The 21,737-nt window shown below is 52.1% G+C and carries 22 protein-coding genes; 10 read left to right on the top strand and 12 right to left on the bottom strand.

Annotated elements, in window-relative coordinates; all coding sequences use genetic code 11:
• Positions 1 to 49 precede the first annotated feature (49 nt).
• On the bottom strand, positions 50 to 259 hold the full coding sequence (locus C1714_RS04680; protein WP_342587473.1) for a GNAT family N-acetyltransferase: 210 nt from the start codon (positions 257 to 259) through the stop codon (positions 50 to 52).
• A 159-nt stretch (positions 260 to 418) separates the two neighbouring features.
• Here C1714_RS04680 and C1714_RS04675 point away from each other — a divergent pair, with 159 nt between their 5' ends.
• The 4 genes from C1714_RS04675 to C1714_RS04660 all read left to right on the top strand — a co-directional run bounded on the left by C1714_RS04675 (position 419) and on the right by C1714_RS04660 (position 4,024).
• Positions 419 to 1,678, top strand: coding sequence for an RNA-guided endonuclease InsQ/TnpB family protein (locus C1714_RS04675; RefSeq protein ID WP_102342100.1), 1,260 nt, complete (start codon positions 419 to 421; stop codon positions 1,676 to 1,678).
• Positions 1,679 to 1,732: 54 nt separating this feature from the next.
• Complete coding sequence (locus C1714_RS04670) at positions 1,733 to 1,954, top strand: hypothetical protein (protein ID WP_102342099.1); 222 nt, start codon at positions 1,733 to 1,735, stop codon at positions 1,952 to 1,954.
• Between the two features lie 80 nt (positions 1,955 to 2,034).
• Positions 2,035 to 2,856 carry an NAD(P)-dependent oxidoreductase gene (locus C1714_RS04665; protein ID WP_102342098.1) on the top strand — a complete coding sequence of 274 codons (822 nt, stop codon included), beginning with the start codon at positions 2,035 to 2,037 and terminating at the stop codon, positions 2,854 to 2,856.
• Positions 2,846 to 4,024: an MFS transporter gene (locus tag C1714_RS04660; protein ID WP_102342097.1), complete on the top strand. Its 1,179-nt coding sequence runs from the start codon at positions 2,846 to 2,848 to the stop codon at positions 4,022 to 4,024. Before C1714_RS04665 ends, C1714_RS04660 begins: the two co-directional genes overlap by 11 nt.
• Positions 4,025 to 4,027: 3 nt before the next feature.
• Here the strand turns inward: C1714_RS04660 and C1714_RS04655 are convergent, their stop codons facing one another.
• Complete coding sequence (locus tag C1714_RS04655; RefSeq protein WP_102342096.1) at positions 4,028 to 4,687, bottom strand: metallophosphoesterase family protein; 660 nt, start codon at positions 4,685 to 4,687, stop codon at positions 4,028 to 4,030.
• Positions 4,684 to 6,567, bottom strand: a complete 1,884-nt coding sequence (locus tag C1714_RS04650; protein WP_102342095.1) for a type 1 periplasmic-binding domain-containing protein — start codon at positions 6,565 to 6,567, stop codon at positions 4,684 to 4,686. The genes C1714_RS04655 and C1714_RS04650 overlap by 4 nt, the downstream gene beginning before the upstream one ends.
• A gap of 81 nt (positions 6,568 to 6,648) precedes the next feature.
• On the opposite strand from C1714_RS04650, the gene asnA reads away from it, so the two are divergent.
• Complete coding sequence (gene asnA / locus C1714_RS04645; RefSeq protein WP_102342094.1) at positions 6,649 to 7,659, top strand: aspartate--ammonia ligase; 1,011 nt, start codon at positions 6,649 to 6,651, stop codon at positions 7,657 to 7,659.
• 109 nt (positions 7,660 to 7,768) lie between these two features.
• Here asnA and C1714_RS04640 read toward each other — a convergent pair whose 3' ends face one another.
• The 5 genes from C1714_RS04640 to C1714_RS04620 all read right to left on the bottom strand — a co-directional run bounded on the left by C1714_RS04640 (position 7,769) and on the right by C1714_RS04620 (position 13,623).
• Positions 7,769 to 8,347 (bottom strand): hypothetical protein, encoded by a 579-nt coding sequence (locus C1714_RS04640; protein ID WP_102342093.1) that lies wholly within the window; start codon positions 8,345 to 8,347, stop codon positions 7,769 to 7,771.
• Positions 8,348 to 8,593: 246 nt separating this feature from the next.
• The gene (locus C1714_RS04635) at positions 8,594 to 9,481 is read right to left on the bottom strand and encodes a MerR family transcriptional regulator (RefSeq protein ID WP_102342092.1); all 888 of its coding nucleotides are present in this window, start codon (positions 9,479 to 9,481) and stop codon (positions 8,594 to 8,596) included.
• A 62-nt stretch (positions 9,482 to 9,543) separates the two neighbouring features.
• Positions 9,544 to 11,214 carry an ABC transporter ATP-binding protein gene (locus tag C1714_RS04630; protein ID WP_102342091.1) on the bottom strand — a complete coding sequence of 557 codons (1,671 nt, stop codon included), beginning with the start codon at positions 11,212 to 11,214 and terminating at the stop codon, positions 9,544 to 9,546.
• Positions 11,207 to 12,946, bottom strand: a complete 1,740-nt coding sequence (locus C1714_RS04625) for an ABC transporter ATP-binding protein (protein ID WP_102342090.1) — start codon at positions 12,944 to 12,946, stop codon at positions 11,207 to 11,209. The genes C1714_RS04630 and C1714_RS04625 overlap by 8 nt, the downstream gene beginning before the upstream one ends.
• Positions 12,943 to 13,623 (bottom strand): gamma-glutamyl-gamma-aminobutyrate hydrolase family protein, encoded by a 681-nt coding sequence (locus C1714_RS04620; protein WP_167849930.1) that lies wholly within the window; start codon positions 13,621 to 13,623, stop codon positions 12,943 to 12,945. Before C1714_RS04620 ends, C1714_RS04625 begins: the two co-directional genes overlap by 4 nt.
• Before the next feature lie 162 nt (positions 13,624 to 13,785).
• Between C1714_RS04620 and C1714_RS04615 the strand changes: the two genes are divergently transcribed.
• From C1714_RS04615 to C1714_RS04600, 4 genes are all read left to right on the top strand, one after another.
• On the top strand, positions 13,786 to 14,475 hold the full coding sequence (locus C1714_RS04615; RefSeq protein WP_210115253.1) for a YoaK family protein: 690 nt from the start codon (positions 13,786 to 13,788) through the stop codon (positions 14,473 to 14,475).
• A gap of 7 nt (positions 14,476 to 14,482) precedes the next feature.
• Positions 14,483 to 14,887 (top strand): (deoxy)nucleoside triphosphate pyrophosphohydrolase, encoded by a 405-nt coding sequence (locus C1714_RS04610; protein WP_102342088.1) that lies wholly within the window; start codon positions 14,483 to 14,485, stop codon positions 14,885 to 14,887.
• On the top strand, positions 14,884 to 15,180 hold the full coding sequence (locus tag C1714_RS04605) for a hypothetical protein (RefSeq protein ID WP_102342087.1): 297 nt from the start codon (positions 14,884 to 14,886) through the stop codon (positions 15,178 to 15,180). Before C1714_RS04610 ends, C1714_RS04605 begins: the two co-directional genes overlap by 4 nt.
• A 113-nt stretch (positions 15,181 to 15,293) precedes the next feature.
• Positions 15,294 to 16,553, top strand: coding sequence for an RNA-guided endonuclease InsQ/TnpB family protein (locus C1714_RS04600; RefSeq protein WP_102342086.1), 1,260 nt, complete (start codon positions 15,294 to 15,296; stop codon positions 16,551 to 16,553).
• 61 nt (positions 16,554 to 16,614) lie between these two features.
• On the opposite strand, the gene C1714_RS04595 is transcribed toward C1714_RS04600, so the two are convergent.
• On the bottom strand, positions 16,615 to 17,814 hold the full coding sequence (locus C1714_RS04595; protein WP_102342085.1) for an iron-containing alcohol dehydrogenase: 1,200 nt from the start codon (positions 17,812 to 17,814) through the stop codon (positions 16,615 to 16,617).
• Between the two features lie 532 nt (positions 17,815 to 18,346).
• On the opposite strand from C1714_RS04595, the gene C1714_RS04585 reads away from it, so the two are divergent.
• A complete protein-coding gene (locus tag C1714_RS04585) occupies positions 18,347 to 19,192 on the top strand; it encodes a Nif3-like dinuclear metal center hexameric protein (RefSeq protein ID WP_167849929.1) in 846 nt (281 codons plus the stop codon).
• A gap of 71 nt (positions 19,193 to 19,263) precedes the next feature.
• Here C1714_RS04585 and C1714_RS04580 read toward each other — a convergent pair whose 3' ends face one another.
• The 3 genes from C1714_RS04580 to C1714_RS04570 are packed head-to-tail and all read right to left on the bottom strand — an operon-like array spanning position 19,264 to position 21,727.
• Positions 19,264 to 20,070, bottom strand: a complete 807-nt coding sequence (locus C1714_RS04580) for a ChbG/HpnK family deacetylase (RefSeq protein WP_102342082.1) — start codon at positions 20,068 to 20,070, stop codon at positions 19,264 to 19,266.
• 29 nt (positions 20,071 to 20,099) lie between these two features.
• A complete protein-coding gene (locus tag C1714_RS04575) occupies positions 20,100 to 20,915 on the bottom strand; it encodes a PTS system mannose/fructose/sorbose family transporter subunit IID (RefSeq protein WP_102342081.1) in 816 nt (271 codons plus the stop codon).
• Complete coding sequence (locus C1714_RS04570) at positions 20,915 to 21,727, bottom strand: PTS mannose/fructose/sorbose/N-acetylgalactosamine transporter subunit IIC (RefSeq protein ID WP_102342080.1); 813 nt, start codon at positions 21,725 to 21,727, stop codon at positions 20,915 to 20,917. The genes C1714_RS04575 and C1714_RS04570 overlap by 1 nt, the downstream gene beginning before the upstream one ends.
• Between the last annotated feature and the right edge of the window lie 10 nt (positions 21,728 to 21,737).

The following is a 21,737-nucleotide window of genomic DNA, read 5'->3' as shown; positions in this document are numbered from 1 at the left end:
ATAGCACCCGCATTTCGACTGAAAAGCTACAAAGTCCCCCAAAGTGTCGTCAAAGTGTGTGGTAGTAGAGATTGATATCGCGATAGGTATCATCCTTCGCATGGAAGCCGCCCGGTATCGTACCAAGCTTCTCAAAACCAAGCTTCTCATACAGATGGATCGCCGCCGCATTCGTGACAACCACCGCATTGAACTGCAGAATCCGGAAGCCAAGCCGCTTCCCCTGCTTCAGGCAGTCCTGTACCAGCGTTTCGCCAATATGATTGCCGCGCTCATCGGCAGCGACCGCATAGCTCGCGTTGGCAATATGGCCGCAGCGCCCGACGTTATTAAAAACGGCCGGAAAAACCCATGAGCTTCAGCCATGGAATGAAAGGCCGCTGTTACCGTATAATTTAAGCGGAAAGGAGGTGAAGTCATGTATCTGACGCAGACAAACTACATTCGGCATCTCCCGAAGGACCAGTACGAAGCGATCCTTGAGATGTGCTCGTATGCCAACAATCTGTACAACGTTGGACTGTATCAGATCCGTCAGTATTTCTTTGCGACGAACAAGTATCTGCGGTATGAAGAAAACTACCATCTTTGCAAAGATAATGAAAATTACAAGCTGCTGCAGGCAGGCATTTCCCAGCAGATCCTGCGGACGTGCGATCATGCCTTCCGGTCTTTCTTTGCGCTGCTTAATAAGAAGAAGTCCGGCAGCTACGACAAGAAAGTGCGCATTCCGCACTACCGCACGAAAGGCGGAAAGTATCTGCTGGTGCTGTCAACGAACGCAATCAATATCAAGAACGGCAATTTGAGCGTTCCGATGAGTCGTACGTTCTCAAAGCAGCATCCGGATCTGGATTCCATACGTATTCCGGTACCTGAAAGAATTTCAGGCAGGCACATCGCTGAAGTACGCATCGTGCCCGTTCTGAACGGCAAGGCACTGAAGATTCAGTACTGCTACGAACAGGAAGAAGAGCCGCAGAATCTGAATGCGGACAATGTATTAGCCATTGATGTCGGTCTCGATAATCTTGCGTCGTGTGTAACAACCACGGGGACGTCCTTCATCGTTGACGGACGTAAGCTCAAATCAATCAACCAGTGGTACAACAGGCAGATTGCACACTACGCATCGATCAAAGACCATCAGAACATCAAAGGCTTTACAGCCCGTATGAGCCGCATCACAGACAAGCGTAACCGGCAGGTGACAGACTACATGCACAAGGCTGCACGCCATATCGTTGATTACTGCATTGCCAATGATATCGGCACGCTCATTGTCGGACACAGCGTTGACCAGAAACAGTCGGTCAATATGGGCAAAGCGAATAATCAGAAGTTTGTTCAGATCCCGTTTGACCAGCTTCGCACGTATCTGAAAACGCTGTGCGAACGATATGGCATTGCGTACATCGAAACGGAAGAATCGTACACGTCAAAGGCATCGTTCTTGGACGGCGATGAGATTCCGGTGTACGACACAAAACATCCGTATGCCGGTACATTCTCAGGCAAACGCATCAAACGGGGATTGTACAGTACCAAAGAAAACACGCTCGTTAACGCAGACATCAACGGAGCGTGCAACATTGCAAAGAAAGGTAAACAGAACCTCAGCTTTGAGGGACTGTGTAGAGGGCTGTTGGCAAGCCCTTTGAGAATAAGGATTGCGTAAGCAATCAGACTTCTCAAGAATCCCACGTGCTTTAGCTGTGGGAGTGTCAATGGGATGCAGAATAGAAAGACCGACGATCCGGCCATCCGCATCAACGGCGATGCCGGTATAGCTCTGATGCTTGAAAAACGCGTCCGCATTGTCTTCCGTCAATCCCTTGAGCTGCGGAAACGCATCGCCTTCTTCTACGACTTCATTCCATATTTTCATGGCAGCCATTGCGTCTGCCGACATATATTCACGTACTGTTACATTCATAAAAAGCTCCTTTCCTGAATTCGCGGCTGGTTTTAACACTATGTTTTCTCCAGTAAAGGAAATGTTAGAATTGTAAGGCCTTGCATGAGGAAATTTCCATGAAAAATATTCTTGTAACCTATGATATGACCCGGGGTGCCAGAGAACATCTGACCGCAAATGTCCCTGGCACCTTTACCTTCCATACCCGTCCAGCGAAGAATGAACTGCAGTCAGCCGATGTAATAATCGGTGAACCTTCTGCCGGTGAGCTTGACGAAACGAAACAGAATATCACTCTCATCACGCTGGACCGGAAGGAAAACTACCGCATTCCTGCATTCTCCTTCTATGATCATCTGATAGAGCGTGCCTCTGACTGGATGCTTGCCAGCATCCTGGAACATGTATTCCGGTTCCCGGAATACATCGCTGCCCAGAAGCAGTGCGACTGGGCGCCGCTTCTTGACAGCTCCTTAAGGAATATGGTGGTCATCAGTGCCGCCGACGATCAAATATCGCATACGCTTGCGGATCGGCTGAAGGTGTTCGGATGCGAAGTTCGGATCGTTCCCGGAATCGATGACAACTCCCTTCGCTCCGCCGATGTTCTCTGCCTGCATGTGTTGGCCAATGATCCTTCCTACTGTGCACTTTCAGCGGAAATGCTGAAGAAGATGAAGAACGGTGCTCTGCTGATTAACTGCGGATGCGGCGCGGCGGTCAATGAAGACGATCTTGTTTCTGTGCTTCATGATGGCCATTATCTTCATGCCTGCATCGATCAGACCCAGGTAATGCCGCTGCCGCGCAACCATCCGCTCTGGTCACTGGATTCGGTGCGGCTTACACCGCAGACAGTCTTCAACCCGTCTTCACCATCGTTTCTTTCCTTCATCGAAAAGACGGTATCCCTGGAGAGTTTGAACCATGGATGCTAAGGTGCGCAGCGCGAATCTTCGCTTTGCCTTGCTGAATGTATTCTTCTGGACAGAAATGGGAGCCGTCTCCTCCTTTGCGGCAAATCTGTTGACGGCCTATCACTGTACCAGCGGCCAGATTGGAATGGTGACAGCTGCCGGAACCCTGCTCGCCTTTCTGCTGGAGCCGCCTCTGGCATCGCTGGCCGATCGCTCTTCGCGCTGGAATCCGGGCGCCATCCTCAATGTCATGAGCATTGCCATGGCCGTTCTTGCCCTGCTCCAGTTAATTCCGGGACTTTCTGGCATGGCGGTCAGCCTGCTTCTATTGGCTGCGCTGATGCTGGTCAATGCGGCTTTGCCCATGGTCAACTCGATGCTCTATATGGCGCCGGTCGATGCGTCCGAAATGAACTTCGGCTTCGGCCGCGCCGCCGGCTCCCTCAGCTTCGCCATCCTTTCCCTGGTTCTGGGAAGGCTCATCTCTTCCTGGTCCGTCCGCTCTATTCCGATCGCTGCCATCATCAGTGCCATCGGCATGTGTCTGGCGACGCGGCTGATCCTCCACTACGCGCCTGACGACACTCTTCAGCCCCAGGAAAAGGCGGCCAGCGTCGGAACCTATCGCGAACTCTTCGCCGCCCATCCCAAGTTTCTTCTCTTTCTGATCGGCTGCACACTGGTTGTGCTGTGTCATAACGCCGTCGTCAACTTCTTTATCTATGTCACCCGCAACGTCGGCGGCAACGATGCGACGATGGGTGCCATCCTCAGCTTCCAGGCACTGGTCGAGCTGCCCGGCATGATTCTGGCCAAAAAGATCATCAAAAAAGCCGGCTGCGCAAAGATTCTCATCCTCTCGCTGCTGGCATTTACCGTAAAACAGTTTTTCTACTGGCAGGCCAAATCCATTCCCCAGCTCTATGCCGCCACCGTACTGGAAAGCCTCTCACTCGCCCTCTTTCTGCCGGCGACCGTGGAATACGCATCCCGCCTCGTCGACCGCAAAGATATCGTCAAAGCTCAGACCTGCTTCACCACGGTCCAGGTACTTGCCAACGTTCTGGGCGCCGTAATGGCGTCGCTCTACAGCACGCTGGATGTATCCACCAATCTGCTTGCGATGACGATCATCAGCACGATCGGCCTCATTCTTTCCCTGTTAACCATCGACTGGAAGATCCGCTGATCATTAACGCTTCCACAGCCGCTCAAGAAGACTCCTCTCCTTCGGCGGCTCTTTTTGTATGCTCGCGTCATCAATTTCAAGCATCATATGCCCGACACAGTTGAGCATCACTGTCCCCGAAGGATGCACCATCTGCCGCTGCAAATGAATGTCATACGAAGGATGCACATGCCCGTGCACAAGATAGCGCGGATGATACTCCTCCATGAACGTGTTGAAACAGGCAAAGCCCCGGTGTGCCAGATCCTCCAGATCCCCATAGCCGGCCGCCGGCGCATGCGTCACAAACACATCAATTCCGCCCGCCCTGCGCACCTGCTTCTCAAGCTTCTTCAGGCGCTTTGCCATCTCTTCTTCCGTATACATGAAGCTGCCCGGCTTGTACCGGCACGATCCGCCAAGTCCCCCGATCCTCAGCCCGTGAAACGATACCACCTGCTCATCGAGCGAAATACAGCCTGCCGGCGGATGAGAAACGTAGCTTTGATCATGGTTGCCCGGCACATAGTAGAGCGGCTTATTGGAAGCACTCGTGAGAAAATCAAGATACGCCGCATGAAGATCGCCGCACGCAATAATCAGATTCACGTCCGCCATCATCCGCGGCTGATAGTTTTCATACAGAACGCTTTCTTCCTCGTCTGCGACCACCAGAATTTTCATGCCGAAACCACCTCCGGCATCCGGCCGACCACGTTTTCATTGAGCCAGTCCATCGTGATGACCTTCTCATCACTGAGCAGCGCATCTTCACGGTCCTGCACGATGCCGTTCTGACTTTTGAGGATGCCCTGGAACGGATGCACAGCACCATCGGCCACCCCTTTTCTGAGCAGACGGATCATCTTTCGCATACTTGGATCCAGACTGTCCGCCACATGCAGATCAATGACACCTTCCGAAAGACCGTACCAGTAGCTCAGCGACTTTCCGGCCGCCGCCGAAGGATCATCGTCATAGGAATGATCCAGCATCGTCTTCACGATCAGCTCATAATATCTTCCCCAGTTGAAGATCGGCACCGCCAGCGACGTGGCCGCCCCTGTCTCATCCACCTGGAAAAGGCCATAGTCCGGCTCCCCGGATTCCGCCGCAAAGTCAGGACCGCTGATGATGGATATCTTCCTGTCCGCAAACTCCTTTTTCCAGTCACTGTTCTTCCGGCCGCCCCAGACAAGATAGATTCTCGCCTTCGGACGGATCATGGAAGCACCGATCGCAAAGGCATTGATGTTCGCCGCCTCGCCATACACGGGCCGGTCCGCAACATAGCCGATCTGATCATCGGTGCAGCTTAACGCCGCCAGCGCCCCCATCAGAAACTTCACCTCATACAACCGGCACTGATACGTACGTACCGCCTGCTGAACCGAATGAATCGAGCAGTTCAGAAAATCAACACCGGGACAGGCCACCGCCTTCTGCAGCGTCCCGTTCAACATTGACGCATCCGTCGTAAATACAGCGGACGCCTGTCCAAGATCCACTGCCTCAAACAGTGCCTTGGCAAGCGACTTCGAATCCGACGCATTAAAGTAGGGCTTCGTCTCAACGATCCCCTCAAAGGCGTGACTCAGATAGATCCGCCCCACTTCCTCATCGTTGACACGGCCATCATGATCCGGATCCGAAGGATAGATGAACGCCGCCTTCAGCGGGCTGCTTTCCGTATAGGAAGGAGGACGGCGCAGAAGATTGGTCAACAGCGAAATGCCCGAAGGACGGGCCGCCTCCCGCGGTGCCCGCATCAAAGCTACCGGATCCGCCTGCTGATGAAGTGAAATTTCACCCAGCATGCTCTGGACACGGCGTGTCAGCGTCATACGCTGCGTATCAAGCAGCGAAGAAAACGAATACACATTCAGATATACAAGCAGCGCATCCCCGGCTTCACCCGTACCGCCCAAGGAGCGATACACCGTATAGAAGCGGTAATAGCCGGCCTCCGTCGCATGGACCGCATCACTTGGCCATGGCGTCTTCAGATCTCTTCCCAGATGCGCCGCAAATGCCGCATAGGAACCGGGCTTTGTAAAGGTGATCTCATAAGTCGGACACACCTTGAAGAACTCAAGAAACTCATAGTAGACCCGTACCGCCTCATCGTCGCTGCGCTGCGGAAGGACACGGTACACATCGCATTCAATCGACGGCACATCGAGATACTTCAGAACAGATACGCGCTTATTGCCCTCCTGGACATAGAATTTATGCATGAATTCATATGCCTCAATCGGATCCGCAATGCCGTTGTCCATCTGGTAGTCGAATACCTTCATCCACTTGAAGGCAAACTCCGTATCCTCATCCAGCAGAGGCATATAATTGCCCGCAAACGCATTCTGACGGCCTGCCGTACGCGTACCAACAATCTTTGAAAGCGGCACATCATAGATGCCGACATGCGACACCGACAGCGTACCGCCCTGGGGACCAAGCACCTCATCCAGCACCGGAAGATACGGATATTTTCCCGCCGCTACCGCCTGGCGGAACGCTTTTTCACCCTTTTTTCTCGCTTTGCTGTAATCTTCATTACTCATATTGTCATCATAGCACCGGTAATCATTTCCAAGGCACAACTGGTACAATACATAGCAGAATATCCGGAGGAAAATCACCCCATGACACTCATATTTCCAAAACATTACCAGCCCACGCTTTCTGTGCGTGATACCGAAGAAGCGATCAAGTATATCCGTGACACCTTTCAGAAAGAATTCGGAAAGGAAATGAACCTGAGCCGCATCTCAGCTCCATTGTTTGTCACAAAGAGCAGCGGCCTCAACGACAATCTTAACGGCGTCGAACGTCCGGTCGGCTTCGATCTGAAAGATCTGCCTGGCGAAGAGATGGAAATCGTCCAGTCCCTCGCCAAGTGGAAACGCTACGCCCTCAAAAAGTACGGGTTCGCCGTCCATGAAGGTCTCTATACCAACATGAACGCCATCCGCCGCGACGAGACACTGGACAATCTGCACAGCGCCTACGTTGATCAGTGGGACTGGGAGCGCGTCATCACACGTCAGGAGCGGACCATCGACTATCTCGAAGATACGGTGCGCCACATCTTCAAAGTCATCAAGCATATGGAACACGAAGTCTGGTACAAGTATCCGCAGGCCGTCTGCCATCTTGCGGATGACGTCTACTTCATCACGTCGCAGCAGCTCGAAGATCTGTATCCGGACCTCTCCGTCAAGGATCGCGAAAATGCCATCACCCGCGAACACGGCTGTGTCTTCATCGAAGAAATCGGCTGGCCGCTGTCTCGCAGCAAGCAGCCCCATGACGGCCGCGCACCGGACTATGATGACTGGAAGCTGAATGGCGACCTGCTGTTCTGGCTGCCGAGTCTCAACCAGGCCATCGAGATCTCTTCCATGGGCATCCGCGTCGACGAAACAACGATCGAGACCCAGTGCAAAGCCGCCCATACCGAAGAGCGTCTCACTCTGCCCTATCACAAAGCCATTCTCAGCAATGAGCTGCCTCTCACCATCGGCGGAGGCATCGGCCAGAGCCGCCTGTGTATGTTGTTATTGAATAAAGCACATATCGGCGAAGTTCAGGCTTCCATCTGGCCCGAAGACATGGAAGAGGAATGTGCCGCTCATCATATTCCGCTTCTTTAACTCATCAACATCTACACCTGTAAAAATCAAGCCGGTAGAATCGGAACAGTGGTTCTGATCTCGCCGGCTCTTTCTTATTTTTCTTTTCCCGTTTCTGCCTGAGATTTGTTTATGACTCCGGAATCACTGCCCAAAGCCCTTTGGCATATCCATGATCATCCTTTATAACCGCATACCGATTTGTTTCATCATCCAGGTAAGCAAGCGGCAGAATGTACACCGCAACTGTCTGATCCGAAGCCAGCTTGATTTCTATCTCCGGCTGCACCGCCGGATACTGCAAGATCTCTTTTGTACCATGCCGCAGCGACTTCAGCCATGAAAGCTTAGCGCCCTTCACATACATATCCTCATTCGAGAATCCCTTAACAGACGATGCCCCTTTGTAATAGGCACTGATGCGCACCGGCCCGATAAAATATTCGGACTCTCCAGCAGAATATGGAAGATCCTCTTCCCCAGTAACAATCGAACCTTCCACATTCACAAACACAGCAGAAGGGTATTTCTCAATAAGATCGTTCAAGGTCAACGCCTCAACCGGATATTCTCCTGTTGCGCCATTTCCCTTTGCAAGCGATGTATTCACGTCAATGATGTTCACATCAGCGGATACTGCTTTCGTGCACCCGGCCACAAGCAAAGCAACCGCAAACAATGCAATCCCTTTTCGAACCGTGGTTTTCATAGACTTTTCTCCTGTAGGAAACCATGATCTGCAGTATGTCTGCATATCATAATGATCGATACTGATGCCCTGTGATTTTGAGTGATTCCGATGCCACACTCATCATAGCAGACAACAACAACAACTTCATCCAGCAACCGGAATGCCGGATCACCTTAGCCGCTCCAATGCGTATCACTCCAAAGAAAAATCGGCGCAGGTCCCATTGTTTTGCGGGATGCGCCGTTTCTACTGCAAAAGATACAATCACGCTTCTTTCGATTCCCTGCGAATCACGATGTTATACTCTGCATCATAGTACATACCAAGGTCCCGGCATATTCTGCTGTTAATCAGATCGAGGTACTTCTTATATTCCGCGTATTGCGGAGACAGTTCCATCAGGTTCGGAATGAAGATATCGTTGTACCCTTTTTTCTGCAGCTCTTTCTGCATTTTCCGCTGAGCAGCGAAGACGGGATGATACTTGAGAATTCCGGACTTCAGTTTTGCGCCTGCCCGTACCGACGCCTTCAATCGCTGGTATTCACTCTCACTCATATCCCGGTAATAAGAAATCATCTCATCCGCAGTTTTCGACTCGTGAGGTATTCCGCCCGCCATCTTCATACCAAGCTTTACGATCCAGGGAACCTTCAGCGTCGTTTCATCACAGTATTGAAGAATATTCTGCAAAGCCTGTTTCTGCTGTGGCGTCCTGACCCGGATGTTCAGAAACGGTTCGAAATGGAATCGGATAAAATCACTCCATTCCTTTCCCGGAAACAGAGACGCAATGGCATCACCTACCGTCTCATAGTCGAGCAGCTCATTCGCTGGATCCGCATCACCGTCATCGATCAGCTGCTTCAGGGCATTGATCTCTGCCTCCTGGAAATTCTTTTCCTGTATCTTTTCCCGGTAGATCTGCAAAAGGATGCTGCGATCATCGGTTTCCAGAAGCCGTCGGATATCCCGGATACCAATTCCAAGTTTCCTGTAGACAGAGATCTTTTTCAGGCGTTCCACATCCTCTTTCGAGTAATTACGGTACCCGCTGCTGTCTTTTTCTACGGACAGCAGCCCTTCTTCCTCATAATACTTTACGGCGCGCTTCGTCATCCCGGCTTCGCCTGCAGCTTCCCTGAGCAACATTTCAACTGCCTCCCTTCGATGGCAGTCTAAACGTATACGCCGCGTGCAGGTCAATACCTTTTTTATTTCTTTTCGGCATCTTTGCCGATGAAGACCGTCCGGCCGCCCGTATGTTCATACAGACGATGCGAAATGGAAAGCACCGTACGGCCGCTGCAGGCGTGGAAGATCGCATCCATCACCTGCTTTTCGGTGTTGGAATCAAGATTGGCTGTAATTTCATCCAGCAGAAGAACCTTCGGATCACAGACGATCGCCCTGGCAATGGACAGCAGCTGAAACTGTCCCTGCGAAAGGACACCCGGCGAATAGGGCGTATCCAGACCAGCGGGAAGATGCTCCAGAACATCCAGCAGACCTACCGTCTTCAATGCCCTGCGCACCTGATCCTCGTCCACATGGGGATCATTGATTGAAACCTGATCCTTCAGCGTGCCTTCGACGGGATGGAACTGCTGCTCCACGTAACCGAATACATGGCGCCGCTCCTCTTCCGTAATATCCTGCGGACGCTGACCAAGGACACGTACCTCTCCCGCATCTGGCGCATAGAGGCCGAGCACCAGCTTAAAGATCGTACTCTTTCCGCTGCCGGTTCTGCCAACCAGCGTCACCATCTCACCGGTGTTGACACGCAGCGAAAAGTCATGAATCAAAGGCTCCTTAGGATCATACGAAAACGACACATGTTCCAGATCCACGGCTGCCGGCGCATTTTCTCCACCCGCTCCGGTTCCATGCTCCTCTTCCACATGCGCCATGAAGGTTCCGATCCGGGCAATGCCGGCGGCCGCCGCCTGAATATTCTGAATTTCCATGCCGATATCCGCCAGCGGACCAAACACGTTGTTCACATAGGCAATCGCCGTCACTGCCGTACCGGCTCCCATGCCGAAGAACGCGGTCCAGCGGCCGCCCATGGCCGCCAGCGTCATCATGATCGCAATCACGATGGAGCTCGTCGTAATAATGACAGGCGAATAGATGGAGTCATAGAAATTCGACTGTTCCATCGCATCGAAGCTGCGCCGGATCGTCGCATCGTACAGCGTCTCCATATAGGTGGACGCCTGATAGACACGGATCGTGCGCCGGTTTTTAATCGTCTGCGGGATCTGATCCGAAAGATCCGCCACCGTCTGACGATAATCCAGCTGCGCCTTCCGCATCCGCTTTTGACAATGCCGCGTAAACAGAAACAGCACCGGCAGCGCAATCAGCAGAAGCAGACCCAGTCCCTTCGAAAAACGGAACACAACCACCAGAATGCCGGCCAGCGTACAAAGGTCCGTAATCATACTGATGATGCCATCATCAAACAGCGTCTGAATCGTATCCACGTCGTTGACAAACAATGACGTAAGAGCCCCGCTGTCGTTGCGGGTAAAGTAATCCGCCGGCAGCCGGTTCAGCTTTTCCGTCATGTTGCTGCGCAGCTGATGCGTCACCCGCTGACCGAAGATTGAAATCAGCGCATTCTTGCCTGCCGAAAAGACGCCGGCCACAATCAGAAGAACGATATAGAGCGTAATCTGGCCGCCGCTGAGCATTTCCCTGCTTACCAGCGCATCCACCATCCGGCCCAGAAGAATCGGCGGAAGAAGAGCGGAATAGACGCTGCCGGCAATCATTGCCGCAAGGAGGATGGCAAGTCTGGGATCCTTGCGGACGCTTTCTGTAAAGGCGGAAACGGCCGGATTTTTCTGTGAATTCTTTCCTGTATCCTTACGCATCGAGATCACCGCCCTTCGACTGCATCTCCACCAGATGACGATACTGCGGCTCCTGCTCCATCAGCCGCTCATGGGTTGATACTTCCACCCTGCCGTCTTTGACAAACAGAACCTGATCCATCTTTGGAAACAGAGACAGGCGATGAGAAATCAGAAGGATGATTCTACCCCGGCAGTGGTTCCGCAGATTGCGGAATACCGTCTCCTCCGTCTTTGGATCGACGGCCGAAAGCGGATCATCCAGCACCAGGACCGGTGAATCATGGAACAGCGCCCGTGCTAGAGCGACCCGTGACTGCTGGCCGCCGGACAGACGGACACCGCCGGTTCCCAGCCGCGTCTGAAGTCCGTTCTGGAACGTCTTGAGATCTTCATCCATGCACACGTCGGAAAGCACCTCATCCAAAGGCCCCTCTTTGCCAAGACGGATATTCTCCTCGATCGTGGCACTGAACAGTTGGGGATCATGGCCCATATAGCCGATGACGAACTTCGACGCATCCTCTTTCAAAGTACGCAGCTCAACGCCGTCAAAGGTGATCGAACCTTCATAGGGGGATTCTTCCAGAAACAGCCTGCCGAGCGTCGACTTGCCCGAAGCGACAGCGCCGGTGACGCCGATGATCTGGCCCGGATGAGCTGTGAAGCTCACATCCGACAGCAGCACCGGTCCATCGGGATAATGAAATGTAACATGGGACACCTTGAGATCGGCGGAATCCGTCGGAATTCCCGGCTCCGGCAGCTGCGTCGGCTTCATCAGCGGATGAATGCGGACCCAGGATACCTGCGCCTTCTGCACGGAGTTGAACAGCTTCGCCGCTGTCGATGATTTCTTTGCCAGCTTCGTAAAGCATGCAAGAAAGGTCGTGAAGGACGCAATGTTCCAGGGGGACCAGCCGGTCCCCATCACATTCTTCGCACCGAAGTAAAGGATGAAGATGACGCTGAGCATCGATACGCTGTAATACAGCGGCTCCATGGATGTGGAAAGAATGTTGGCGACAGCCGACTTCTTCTCATAGTCGTTCAGCGCCTCTTCGTAGCGGGCATTCTGATTGGTTTCCTGACCGTAGACACGGTAGGTGACCGCATTGGTGAGACGGTCCAGCGTATGGCCGTTGAGGGTTCCTTCACTTTCCTTCGCCGCGGCACTCGCTCTGGTCACAACAGTTCTGAGCTTTGCGGCAAGAAAATAGGCAAGGGGCGGAAAGAGAAGCGAAAGAAGCGCCAGCCGCCAGTCATAGCCCACCAGCATCACGATATATACAGCCATCGCAACGCCCGTATCAAAGATTTCAGTCACAAATTTGCGTACGCCTTCGACGCATGCATCCACATCGGCAACCGCCTTGGTCAGCAGCTGTCCCGTTCCTTCATCCGGATGGTCCGACGTCTCCTGCTGCAGAAGCGAGCGGTAGAGAACCGCCTTCATGTCCCGGTTCATGTCATTGGCAAAGCGGCGTACATACAGACGCTTCCAGTACCGGCACAGCTGCACAATGAAAATCACCACCGCATACACGATGGCCAGCCGAACCATGAACATTGCCATCCTGTTTCCCTGCAGGATATCGGCCAGTGCCTGGGCAAGCTGTCCCTCAAACCAGGGTCCCGCTCCCATGCCGACGTTGTAGAGGATGCCGGAAATCGTAATGTAGACGAGAAGTTTCTTCTCCTTGCGGATATAGAAGAACAGATCCGCTTCCGTATATTTCTTCTTCGCTTTCATTTCCCCTGTACCATTCGAGCAAAGTAGTGAAACAGCTCGTCGCCGGATACACATCCTTCGTGGCGGTTGGCAAACGCAGCCTTTTCAGGATGGAACTGTACCGCAATGATCGGAAGCTCCTTATGCTCCATCGCTTCAATAACACCATCCGACGTCGATGCCGCAAGGCGGAAGTCGTCGGCCATAGTCTTTACTGCCTGATGATGATAGGAATTTACTGTCAACGTATCCTGCCCATAGGCACGGTACAGGAAACTGTCACGCTCCACCCGGATGGGGTGAACAGCCTCGATCTCCACCGGCTCCTCCGGTCCATGGTGCATCAATGGATGCTGTACCTGCGTCGGCACATCCTGAATCAGAGAACCGCCGAAATAGACGTTGATACTCTGGATGCCGCGGCAGATCCCAAAGACGGGCATCCTCTTTTCAACAGCCACCTTCAGGGCCGCAAAATCAGCCTTGTCCCGCTCGGGATCCGTCTTCTGAGTGCCGTTCATCTCTTCGTGATACAGCGAAGGATCGACGTCCAGGCCGCCCGGAATCAGGACGGCGTCGCATTTTCTTACTTCTTCCGGGTCCATGGTCAGTACGACATCGAGTCCCTCCTGGCTGATTGCCTGAATATAGTTCACGATGCCGTAACCATTCATATCTTCAATAATCGCTGCGCGCATATGTTTACCCCTTTTAACTCTTTTCATAGTACATTTCAGCCGAAGCGATGGACAGACTGGAAATGTAAATTATGAATAAACAATTGTCGGCACCGCCGCACATTCTTCTTGCGTCAATTGCGGCAGTCATCTATAGTTGGTCTTCGGAAACGAGAGCTCACAATGAAAAAACGTTTGTTCAATCCGTCGGTGCAGATGTCGGAAGCGCCGATTACCGTGTTCTTTCTTACCCTGTCCGGCGGGATGCAGGATGCCTACTCCTATTTTGTGCGCGGCAAGGTCTTTGCCAATGCGCAGACGGGAAACATCGTGCTGATGAGTCAGCATTTCTTTTCAAAAGACCCGGCCGGAGGCCTGCGCTACCTCATCCCGCTTCTTGCCTTTGCGGCAGGAATTGTCGCAGCGGAGCGGATCCATGCCTCATTTGCAGGGACCGGGCGGATCCATTGGCGACAGGTTGTGGTGATACTGGAGGCACTGGTCCTTGTCCTTGTCGGTTTCATGTCCTCGGGGGCAGATCTTGCGGCAAATGCCCTGACTTCCTTCTGCTGTGCGATGCAGGTGGAAGCTTTCCGGAAAATATCCGGCTACGGCTATGCCAGCACCATGTGCATCGGCAATCTGCGTGCAGGCATGGAGGCGCTGTCCATCTATCTGCGCACCCATGAACATGAAAAGCTGATCCAGTGCGGACACTACTTCGGCGTCATCGTTACCTTTGCGCTTGGTGCGGGACTTGGAAGCTGTCTTGCGGCATCTTTAAATCATGCGATGATCTGGATCTGCAGCGGATTGCTTGTGATTGCGTTCCTGCTCATGCTGAACAACGATGCAGCAGACGCAATGCTATGATAGCCCTATGAGCGAAAACAGAAAGACAGTCCGCGTAGCAACCGCCATCATCATCCATGACCGGCAGGTATTTGCGACGCAGCGCGGCTATGGCGACTTCAAGGACGGCTGGGAATTTCCGGGCGGAAAGATTGAGAAAAACGAAACCGGAGATACTGCTGTGGTTCGCGAAATCAAAGAGGAGCTCGCATCAACCGTGGAACCCCTCCGGCTTCTGACAACAGTTGAGATGGACTATCCCGGCTTTCATCTATCGATGGAGTGCTGGATCTGCCGTCTCATCGACGGCCATCTGAAGCTGCTGGAAGCGGAAGATGCACGCTGGCTGAACAGAGAGAATATCGACAGCGTCGACTGGCTGCCGGCAGACAGAGCGGTCGTAGAAAAGCTCAGGGAAACGGACTTCCTATGAATGAACGTGAGCGACTCATCCGCAGCCTTGCACGCATGGGCTATCCGGAACAGTTTGCAGCAGAGCTCATTAAACTGCTGCAGACCGACTACACCATCCACCGCCTCAACGGCTATCTCTATCAGGCAAAGAACCCCTCCATCGAAGACATCGTCGATGAGGCGCTGGCAATTCTGGAGGACCGCGACCGCATCATTCGCAAGAAGAAGAGCGAATACTACAACTCCCGAATCAATGAGTACATGTTACAGCATGACATCGAAGATGATCCGGACCAAAACGACCCTTCCTGACAGCAGGAAGGGCCGTTTTCTTTATAAAAAACGGCCGGAAAAACCCATGTGCTTCAGCATTGGAATGAAAGGCCACTGTTACCGTATAATTTAAGCGGAAAGGAGGTGAAGTCATGTATCTGACGCAGACAAACTACATTCGGCATCTGCCGAAGGACCAGTACGAAGCGATCCTTGAGATGTGCTCGTATGCCAACAATCTGTACAACGTTGGACTGTATCAGATCCGTCAGTATTTCTTTGCGACGAACAAGTATCTGCGGTATGAAGAGAACTACCATCTTTGCAAAGATAATGATAATTACAAGCTGCTGCAGGCCGGCATTTCTCAGCAGATCCTGCGGACGTGCGATCATGCCTTCCGGTCTTTCTTTGCGCTGCTTAATAAGAAGAAGTCCGGCAGCTACGACAAGAAAGTGCGCATTCCACACTACCGCACGAAAGGCGGAAAGTATCTGCTGGTATTGTCAACGAACGCAATCAACATCAGAAACGGCAATCTGATCGTTCCGATGAGTCGTACGTTTTCAAAGCAGCATCCGGATCTGGATTCCATACGTATTCCGGTACCTGAAAGAATTTCAGGCAGGCACATCGCTGAAGTACGCATCGTGCCCGTTCTGAACGGCAAGGCACTGAAGATTCAGTACTGCTACGAACAGGAAGAAGAGCCGCAGAATCTGAATGCGGACAATGTATTAGCCATTGATGTCGGGCTCGATAATCTTGCGTCGTGTGTAACAACCACAGGGACGTCCTTCATCGTTGACGGACGTAAGCTCAAATCAATCAACCAGTGGTACAACAGGCAGATTGCACACTACGCATCGATCAAAGACCATCAGAATATCAAAGGCTTTACAGCCCGTATGAGCCGCATCACAGACAAGCGTAACCGGCAGGTGACAGACTACATGCACAAGGCTGCACGCCATATCGTTGATTACTGCATTGCCAATGATATCGGCACGCTCATTGTCGGACACAGCGTTGACCAGAAACAGTCGGTCAATATGGGCAAAGCGAATAATCAGAAGTTTGTTCAGATCCCGTTTAACCAGCTTCGCACGTATCTGAAAACGCTGTGCGAACGATATGGCATTGCATACATCGAAACGGAAGAATCTTACACGTCAAAGGCATCGTTCTTAGACGGTGACGCGATTCCGGTGTACGACACAAAACATCCGTATGCCGGTACATTCTCAGGCAAACGCATCAAACGGGGATTGTACAGTACCAAAGAAAACACGCTCGTTAACGCAGACATCAACGGAGCGTGCAACATTGCAAAGAAAGGTAAACAGAACCTCAGCTTTGAGGGACTGTGTAGAGGGCTGTTGGCAAGCCCTTTGAGAATAAGGATTGCGTAAGCAATCAGACTTCTCAAGAATCCCACGTGCTTTAGCTGTGGGAGTGTCAATCATCATCAAATCAGGGCTGCGGCTTTGTTCCAGCGGCCATGCAGTAGATTCTGTACATGTCCGGCTCATGAAGAACCATCGCAGATCCAATCTGGCCGCCGACCGCAATGGCGCAGCGGCGGGCCATTTCCTTCATCTGTGCATCCGTTGGATCGATGCCGAGCTCATGAAGACTTGTCGGCATCCCGATGGCGCGATAGAAGTCTTCCTGTGCCTCAATGCCAAGAAGAGCCGTATCCTCATCCGTTGCCTGCGGAGCGATGCCATGGACCGTCTCAGCAAACTTTACGAACCGGTGCATGCAGTTCTTATATACGTAGCGTGCCCAGCTCCCCCAGATTGCGCAGAGGCCAGCGCCGTGCGTCACATCGAACATGCCTGAAAGCTCATGTTCCAGACGATGGGAAGCGAAGTCGAAGCCCCCGTTTCCGCAGCCCGTAATGTTGTTATGGGCCAGGGATCCGGCCCACATCACTTCGGCGCGGGCATCATAGTTCTGCGGATCCTTGTGAAGAATCAATGTCTCGGTCTTTACAGTGCGCATCAGGGCTTCAGCAATGGAATCGGTAATCTCCATATTGCCCTTGCCCGTGAAATAGCGCTCCATCGTATGCATCTGCATGTCGGCGCATCCGGCCATCGTCTGATAATCCGGCAGTGTCATTGTCAGCTGGGGATTTTCGATGGCAAAGCGGCAGCGGCACAGATCGCTGTTCGTCCCGCGCTTCTCACCTGTCTTTTCATTGGTAATAACGGAGCTGTCGCTCATCTCACTTCCAGCGGCCGCGATGGTCAGTACACATCCAACCGGCAGGCATGCTTTTGCCTTCCGCTTACGGTCATACAGATCCCATACGTCATATTCCGGCTCCGCCAGTCCATAGGCAATGGCCTTTGCCGTATCAATGACACTTCCTCCACCGACGCCAAGCAGGAAATCAACGCCCGTCTTCTTTCCAAGTTCGATGCCTTCATATACCTTGGAAAGATGGGGATTCGGCACCACGCCGCCCAGCACATCAAACGTCAGACCCGCTTCCTTTAAAGATGCCTCCACCCGATCCAGCAGACCGCTGCGTACCGCATGGCCGCCGCCATAGACAATCAGCACATGATGACCGCCATAGGCAGCGATCTGTTTTCCGGTTTCGCTTTCCGTTCCCTTTCCGAACACAACCCTTGTCGGTGCATAGTATTCAAAGTTATTCATGATGAATTACCCTCGATTCTCCCCTTATTGTACGGCGGCGGGTATAGTGACGCAAAAGATGAAGACGGCAGTATGAATCAATACTGTGTATTTCTTCTTTCGAGTAACACAGGCCGGAACCGACCCTGTTCCTTCGAAGACATGAATAATCCTGTCATTCTTCTTTTTCCGGGGAAGCACTGCTACGGATGCTTGCGTGACGGCATCTGCGACTATTGGATCACAGGCGACAGGATAACACTGCACGAAGAAGGCGAAGAAAACAGCCAATGAATAATCATTTCTTCGCTAAAAGCAGCTTCTTTGGCTTTCCAAATTCATTCGCACCATTCCTGCAAAGAAGCCTATATATTTATGGCCTTTCATATTGCAGACAATTTTCTCCCCGCAACAAATACATGCCTATGCGAAACAGGTGAATCCCACCCTGTAAAATAAACACAGGCAGAAACGATTCGCATCAAATATCCATATGCCTGCGTGCATGCGTAAATCATCCGCCGAGATAACCGGCTTTGGAAAGAGGTTTCTTATGAAGATGAGTGAAGTCATTCAGATCATTAAAGATTACTGCGCCGGCAATTTCTACGGTGTTATCGACGAAGCTACCACCCGCGACAAGGTACTTTTCGGCAATACCGATGAAGAATGCACCGGCGTCGTCACCACCTGCTTTGCCTCGGCAGATATTATCCGCAAGGCTGCCCAACTCGGATGTAATCTGATCATTCCCCACGAAGCCCTGTTCTGGAACCATGGCGACCATCAGGACTGGCTGCAGAACAATCGCACCTACCAGGCAAAGGCGAAGCTGCTGAATGACAACGGCATTACTGTCTGGCGCTGCCATGATCATATCCACAACGGCGTCCCGCTGCTGCCGCATCAGTATGTGGACGGCATCTTCTATGGTTTTGCCAAAGAAGCCGGATGGGACGGAAACATCGTCCATGACGATGCAGTACGCGCAAGCAATTACAGTTTCCATGGCGAAACAGCACTGCAGCTGGCCCAGCATCTGGTAAAAACATTTAATCTCAACGGCACCCGGATCGTCGGCGACCCCGAAACCAGGGTACAGCGCCTGCGCATCGTCGGTCATGTTGACGGCCGGGCGGACAATGAAATTCTCAAGCAGTTTGAGGGCGACAGCATCGACTGCGCCATCACCCTGGAATGCACAGACTATACGTTTAACGAGTACATTCGTGATTCTGCCCAGTTGAACCTGCCCAAGGCCATTATCATGCTCGGCCACTTCAACGCCGAGGAACCCGGCATGAAATACATGGCCGAAAGCTGGCTCCCGCAGATCCTTCCAGAGATCCCGGTTCACTTCGTCGCCTCCGGTGATCCGTTCCGGTACGTCCATATCTGACAATCACTTTCGAATCGAGCACAAGAAAACGGTGCCGCATCACCCAGCACCGTTTTCCTTCGCTTTACAGATCAAAGATCATGGTAAGTGATCAGTTCAATGGAATTGTCCCTGACCCAGTTCTTGATCCAGTCACTTGTCATCATCGCATGGTCGCGTACACGCTCCAATGACAATGTCGTATGATCGAGCAGATCGGCATCAACGAAGCCGGGATGCCCCCCGATCTCAACATACGGACTGGCGAGAAGCTGGTCACTGTAATCCTGAACATCTTTGAGAGGATTCTTGTTCAGCTGAGCCATCGGATCAAAGACCTTCGTATTCATGGTCTTCGTAAAATCCTGTTTCCTGAACGTAAACACAGAAACGAAGCCGTATTTTTTCTGAATATCCATCGAGAACGGAATGCCCGTCTCCTGGCTCAGCTGACGGATCGCACGAATATAGTTTGCAGGCATGATCGAATGCGGATGCAGATAACCCGGCTTCACACCATGGCGCAGCTCCAGAAACCGATCATACTGTGCCTTCAGCTCCCGGTAGACTTCATCATAGGGGAACAGCTCATTCTGCCCCTCCTCACTCTGATAGCGCGGATCACTCACCCGCCTGCCAGAACGGATGAAGTTCCCGTTTTCATCCACCAGATGCGGAACATCCTTCGGATCCGATACGGGCTTTCCGGCAACGATGTTGAAATCGATGCCGAAGCAGACTTCATCACGCCCATCCATCATGGAAGCTGCCAGCGCAGACGATGGCATATTTGTAAAGAGACCAGTATTCCTCAGAACACCGTTGTCAATCGCATCCACAATGCCATAGGTAACAGCCTTGGTAAATCCGAAATCATCTCCCCGAACCAACAGCTTCATGCTCAGCTCCTTTCGTATACTGCAAATAATCAGAAGATACCAAGAATCGCACCAACAAACGAAATAATGAAGATCAAAAGAATGAGACGCGTCGGACGCCAGCCCTTCTTAATCAGGTTGACCATCACAAACAGCAGAATCACACCGAGCAGCCCCGGGAAAATGCCATTGATAATATCCAGAACAACAACCGACGTATCACCCGTTACGATCGTCCAGTTCAGCGGAACATTGACCATTGTCGCCGTCATGGCGCCAACCATCATCAGACCAAGCAGCGAAGCACTCTTGGAAAGAACCGACATCATACCGGTAGAGAAGATATTGTCAATGAAGGAGGTACCTGTCGTATAGCCAACCCGCAGCAGAAGCCACTTCAGAATCGACTGCGTCACACCATACAGCAGAATGAAGATGATCGTACCCGCAAAGTTGCCCTGCGAACATAGTCCGATACCGATGCCAGCCGCAATGACACGCAGCGTATTAAAGAACAACGAGTCAAACATACCGGCCGTCGGGCCCATGAGCGCAGCTTTAATATTGTTAATGGTGTCGGCGTCCACTTCGCCCTTCGCGTGCTGCTTTTCCATTGCATAGGCAAGGCCGGCAATGAAGTTGAACGCAACCGCATGCGTATTGAAGAACTGCTGATGACGCTCATAGGCAGCCTTCTTCTCTTCCGGCTTATCCTTGTAGATCGTCTCAATCGCCGGCTCCATAGTCATTGTAAAGCCGTTAGCCTCCATCTTGGCCATATTGAAGCTCATAAAGACCAGATGTGACGCAAAGAACATCTTTTTCAATGTGGATTTTTCTTCCACTGTCAATTCATTCTTAGCCATCAGAAGAAATCCTCCTCATCGTTCGAATTGTTTGCTGTATCACTCTTGACGCCCTCGTTCTTCAGCTCCTGCTTCATATCGATCACGCGCTTATTGGAATAGAACAGCGCTGCTGCAGCAGCAAAGCCAAGAATCGCAATCGGCAGCGTACCCAGATTCAGATAAGCAGCCAGAACATAACCGACAAAGAAGAATGCCGCAACCTCACGATCCCAGATCATCGAAGTCAAAATCGCAAAGCCAACTGCAACCATCATGGAGCTCGAAGCTGACAATCCACGCATCACCCAGCCAGGCAGAGCATTCAAAAACGCATTCAAACCTTCAACACCATAGGCTACCGCAACAAACATAACGATCCCGGTAATTGCTGTGCAGGCAAGCTGGAACAGGCACACCTGCCAGTTAAACCGCTTAATGTTTGTTGTCGCACACTTTTCCCAATAGGCAGACATCGGTGTCCCGATCGCAGACATGATCAGTGAATTGAAGCTCGCCATAACCGTACCAATCGGCATCGCGATAGCAAGCCCCTCTTCCGCTGAAGCACCTGTCAAAATTGTATAGGCAACCGCAATGATGCTCGCCGTCGTCGCATCTGCAGGAACGGCGCCGCCGATTGCCGAGATTCCCATAAAGATGGACTCCAGCGAAGCACCCATAATAATGCCTGTACGGAAATCCCCCAGCATCGCTCCAACCAGCGGAGCCACAACGATCGGCCGCGTCAAGCACTGCCACGACAGCATGCTTGTATCTACATACGTAATTAATATGTAGGTAAAAGCACAGATAATTGCTGCATGAATCATGAAATTATTC

The sequence above is a fragment of the Galactobacillus timonensis genome (assembly GCF_900240265.1).
In the GTDB taxonomy this organism is placed as follows: Bacteria; Bacillota_I; Bacilli_A; order Erysipelotrichales; family Erysipelotrichaceae; genus Bulleidia; species Bulleidia timonensis.
Note: the sequence above shows the minus strand (reverse complement) of the source record. Positions and strands in the feature narration are given on the sequence as shown.

Coding starts and splice junctions, on each gene's coding strand:
- C1714_RS04675 (WP_102342100.1), top strand. CDS start 419: ATGTATCTGACGCAGACAAACTACATTCGGCATCTCCCGAAGGACCAG.
- C1714_RS04670 (WP_102342099.1), top strand. CDS start 1,733: ATGCAGAATAGAAAGACCGACGATCCGGCCATCCGCATCAACGGCGAT.
- C1714_RS04665 (WP_102342098.1), top strand. CDS start 2,035: ATGAAAAATATTCTTGTAACCTATGATATGACCCGGGGTGCCAGAGAA.
- C1714_RS04660 (WP_102342097.1), top strand. CDS start 2,846: ATGGATGCTAAGGTGCGCAGCGCGAATCTTCGCTTTGCCTTGCTGAAT.
- C1714_RS04655 (WP_102342096.1), bottom strand. CDS start 4,687: ATGAAAATTCTGGTGGTCGCAGACGAGGAAGAAAGCGTTCTGTATGAA.
- C1714_RS04650 (WP_102342095.1), bottom strand. CDS start 6,567: ATGAGTAATGAAGATTACAGCAAAGCGAGAAAAAAGGGTGAAAAAGCG.
- asnA (WP_102342094.1), top strand. CDS start 6,649: ATGACACTCATATTTCCAAAACATTACCAGCCCACGCTTTCTGTGCGT.
- C1714_RS04640 (WP_102342093.1), bottom strand. CDS start 8,347: ATGAAAACCACGGTTCGAAAAGGGATTGCATTGTTTGCGGTTGCTTTG.
- C1714_RS04635 (WP_102342092.1), bottom strand. CDS start 9,481: ATGTTGCTCAGGGAAGCTGCAGGCGAAGCCGGGATGACGAAGCGCGCC.
- C1714_RS04630 (WP_102342091.1), bottom strand. CDS start 11,214: ATGCGTAAGGATACAGGAAAGAATTCACAGAAAAATCCGGCCGTTTCC.
- C1714_RS04625 (WP_102342090.1), bottom strand. CDS start 12,946: ATGAAAGCGAAGAAGAAATATACGGAAGCGGATCTGTTCTTCTATATC.
- C1714_RS04620 (WP_167849930.1), bottom strand. CDS start 13,623: ATGCGCGCAGCGATTATTGAAGATATGAATGGTTACGGCATCGTGAAC.
- C1714_RS04615 (WP_210115253.1), top strand. CDS start 13,786: ATGAAAAAACGTTTGTTCAATCCGTCGGTGCAGATGTCGGAAGCGCCG.
- C1714_RS04610 (WP_102342088.1), top strand. CDS start 14,483: ATGAGCGAAAACAGAAAGACAGTCCGCGTAGCAACCGCCATCATCATC.
- C1714_RS04605 (WP_102342087.1), top strand. CDS start 14,884: ATGAATGAACGTGAGCGACTCATCCGCAGCCTTGCACGCATGGGCTAT.
- C1714_RS04600 (WP_102342086.1), top strand. CDS start 15,294: ATGTATCTGACGCAGACAAACTACATTCGGCATCTGCCGAAGGACCAG.
- C1714_RS04595 (WP_102342085.1), bottom strand. CDS start 17,814: ATGAATAACTTTGAATACTATGCACCGACAAGGGTTGTGTTCGGAAAG.
- C1714_RS04585 (WP_167849929.1), top strand. CDS start 18,347: ATGAAGATGAGTGAAGTCATTCAGATCATTAAAGATTACTGCGCCGGC.
- C1714_RS04580 (WP_102342082.1), bottom strand. CDS start 20,070: ATGAAGCTGTTGGTTCGGGGAGATGATTTCGGATTTACCAAGGCTGTT.
- C1714_RS04575 (WP_102342081.1), bottom strand. CDS start 20,915: ATGGCTAAGAATGAATTGACAGTGGAAGAAAAATCCACATTGAAAAAG.
- C1714_RS04570 (WP_102342080.1), bottom strand. CDS start 21,727: ATGATTCATGCAGCAATTATCTGTGCTTTTACCTACATATTAATTACG.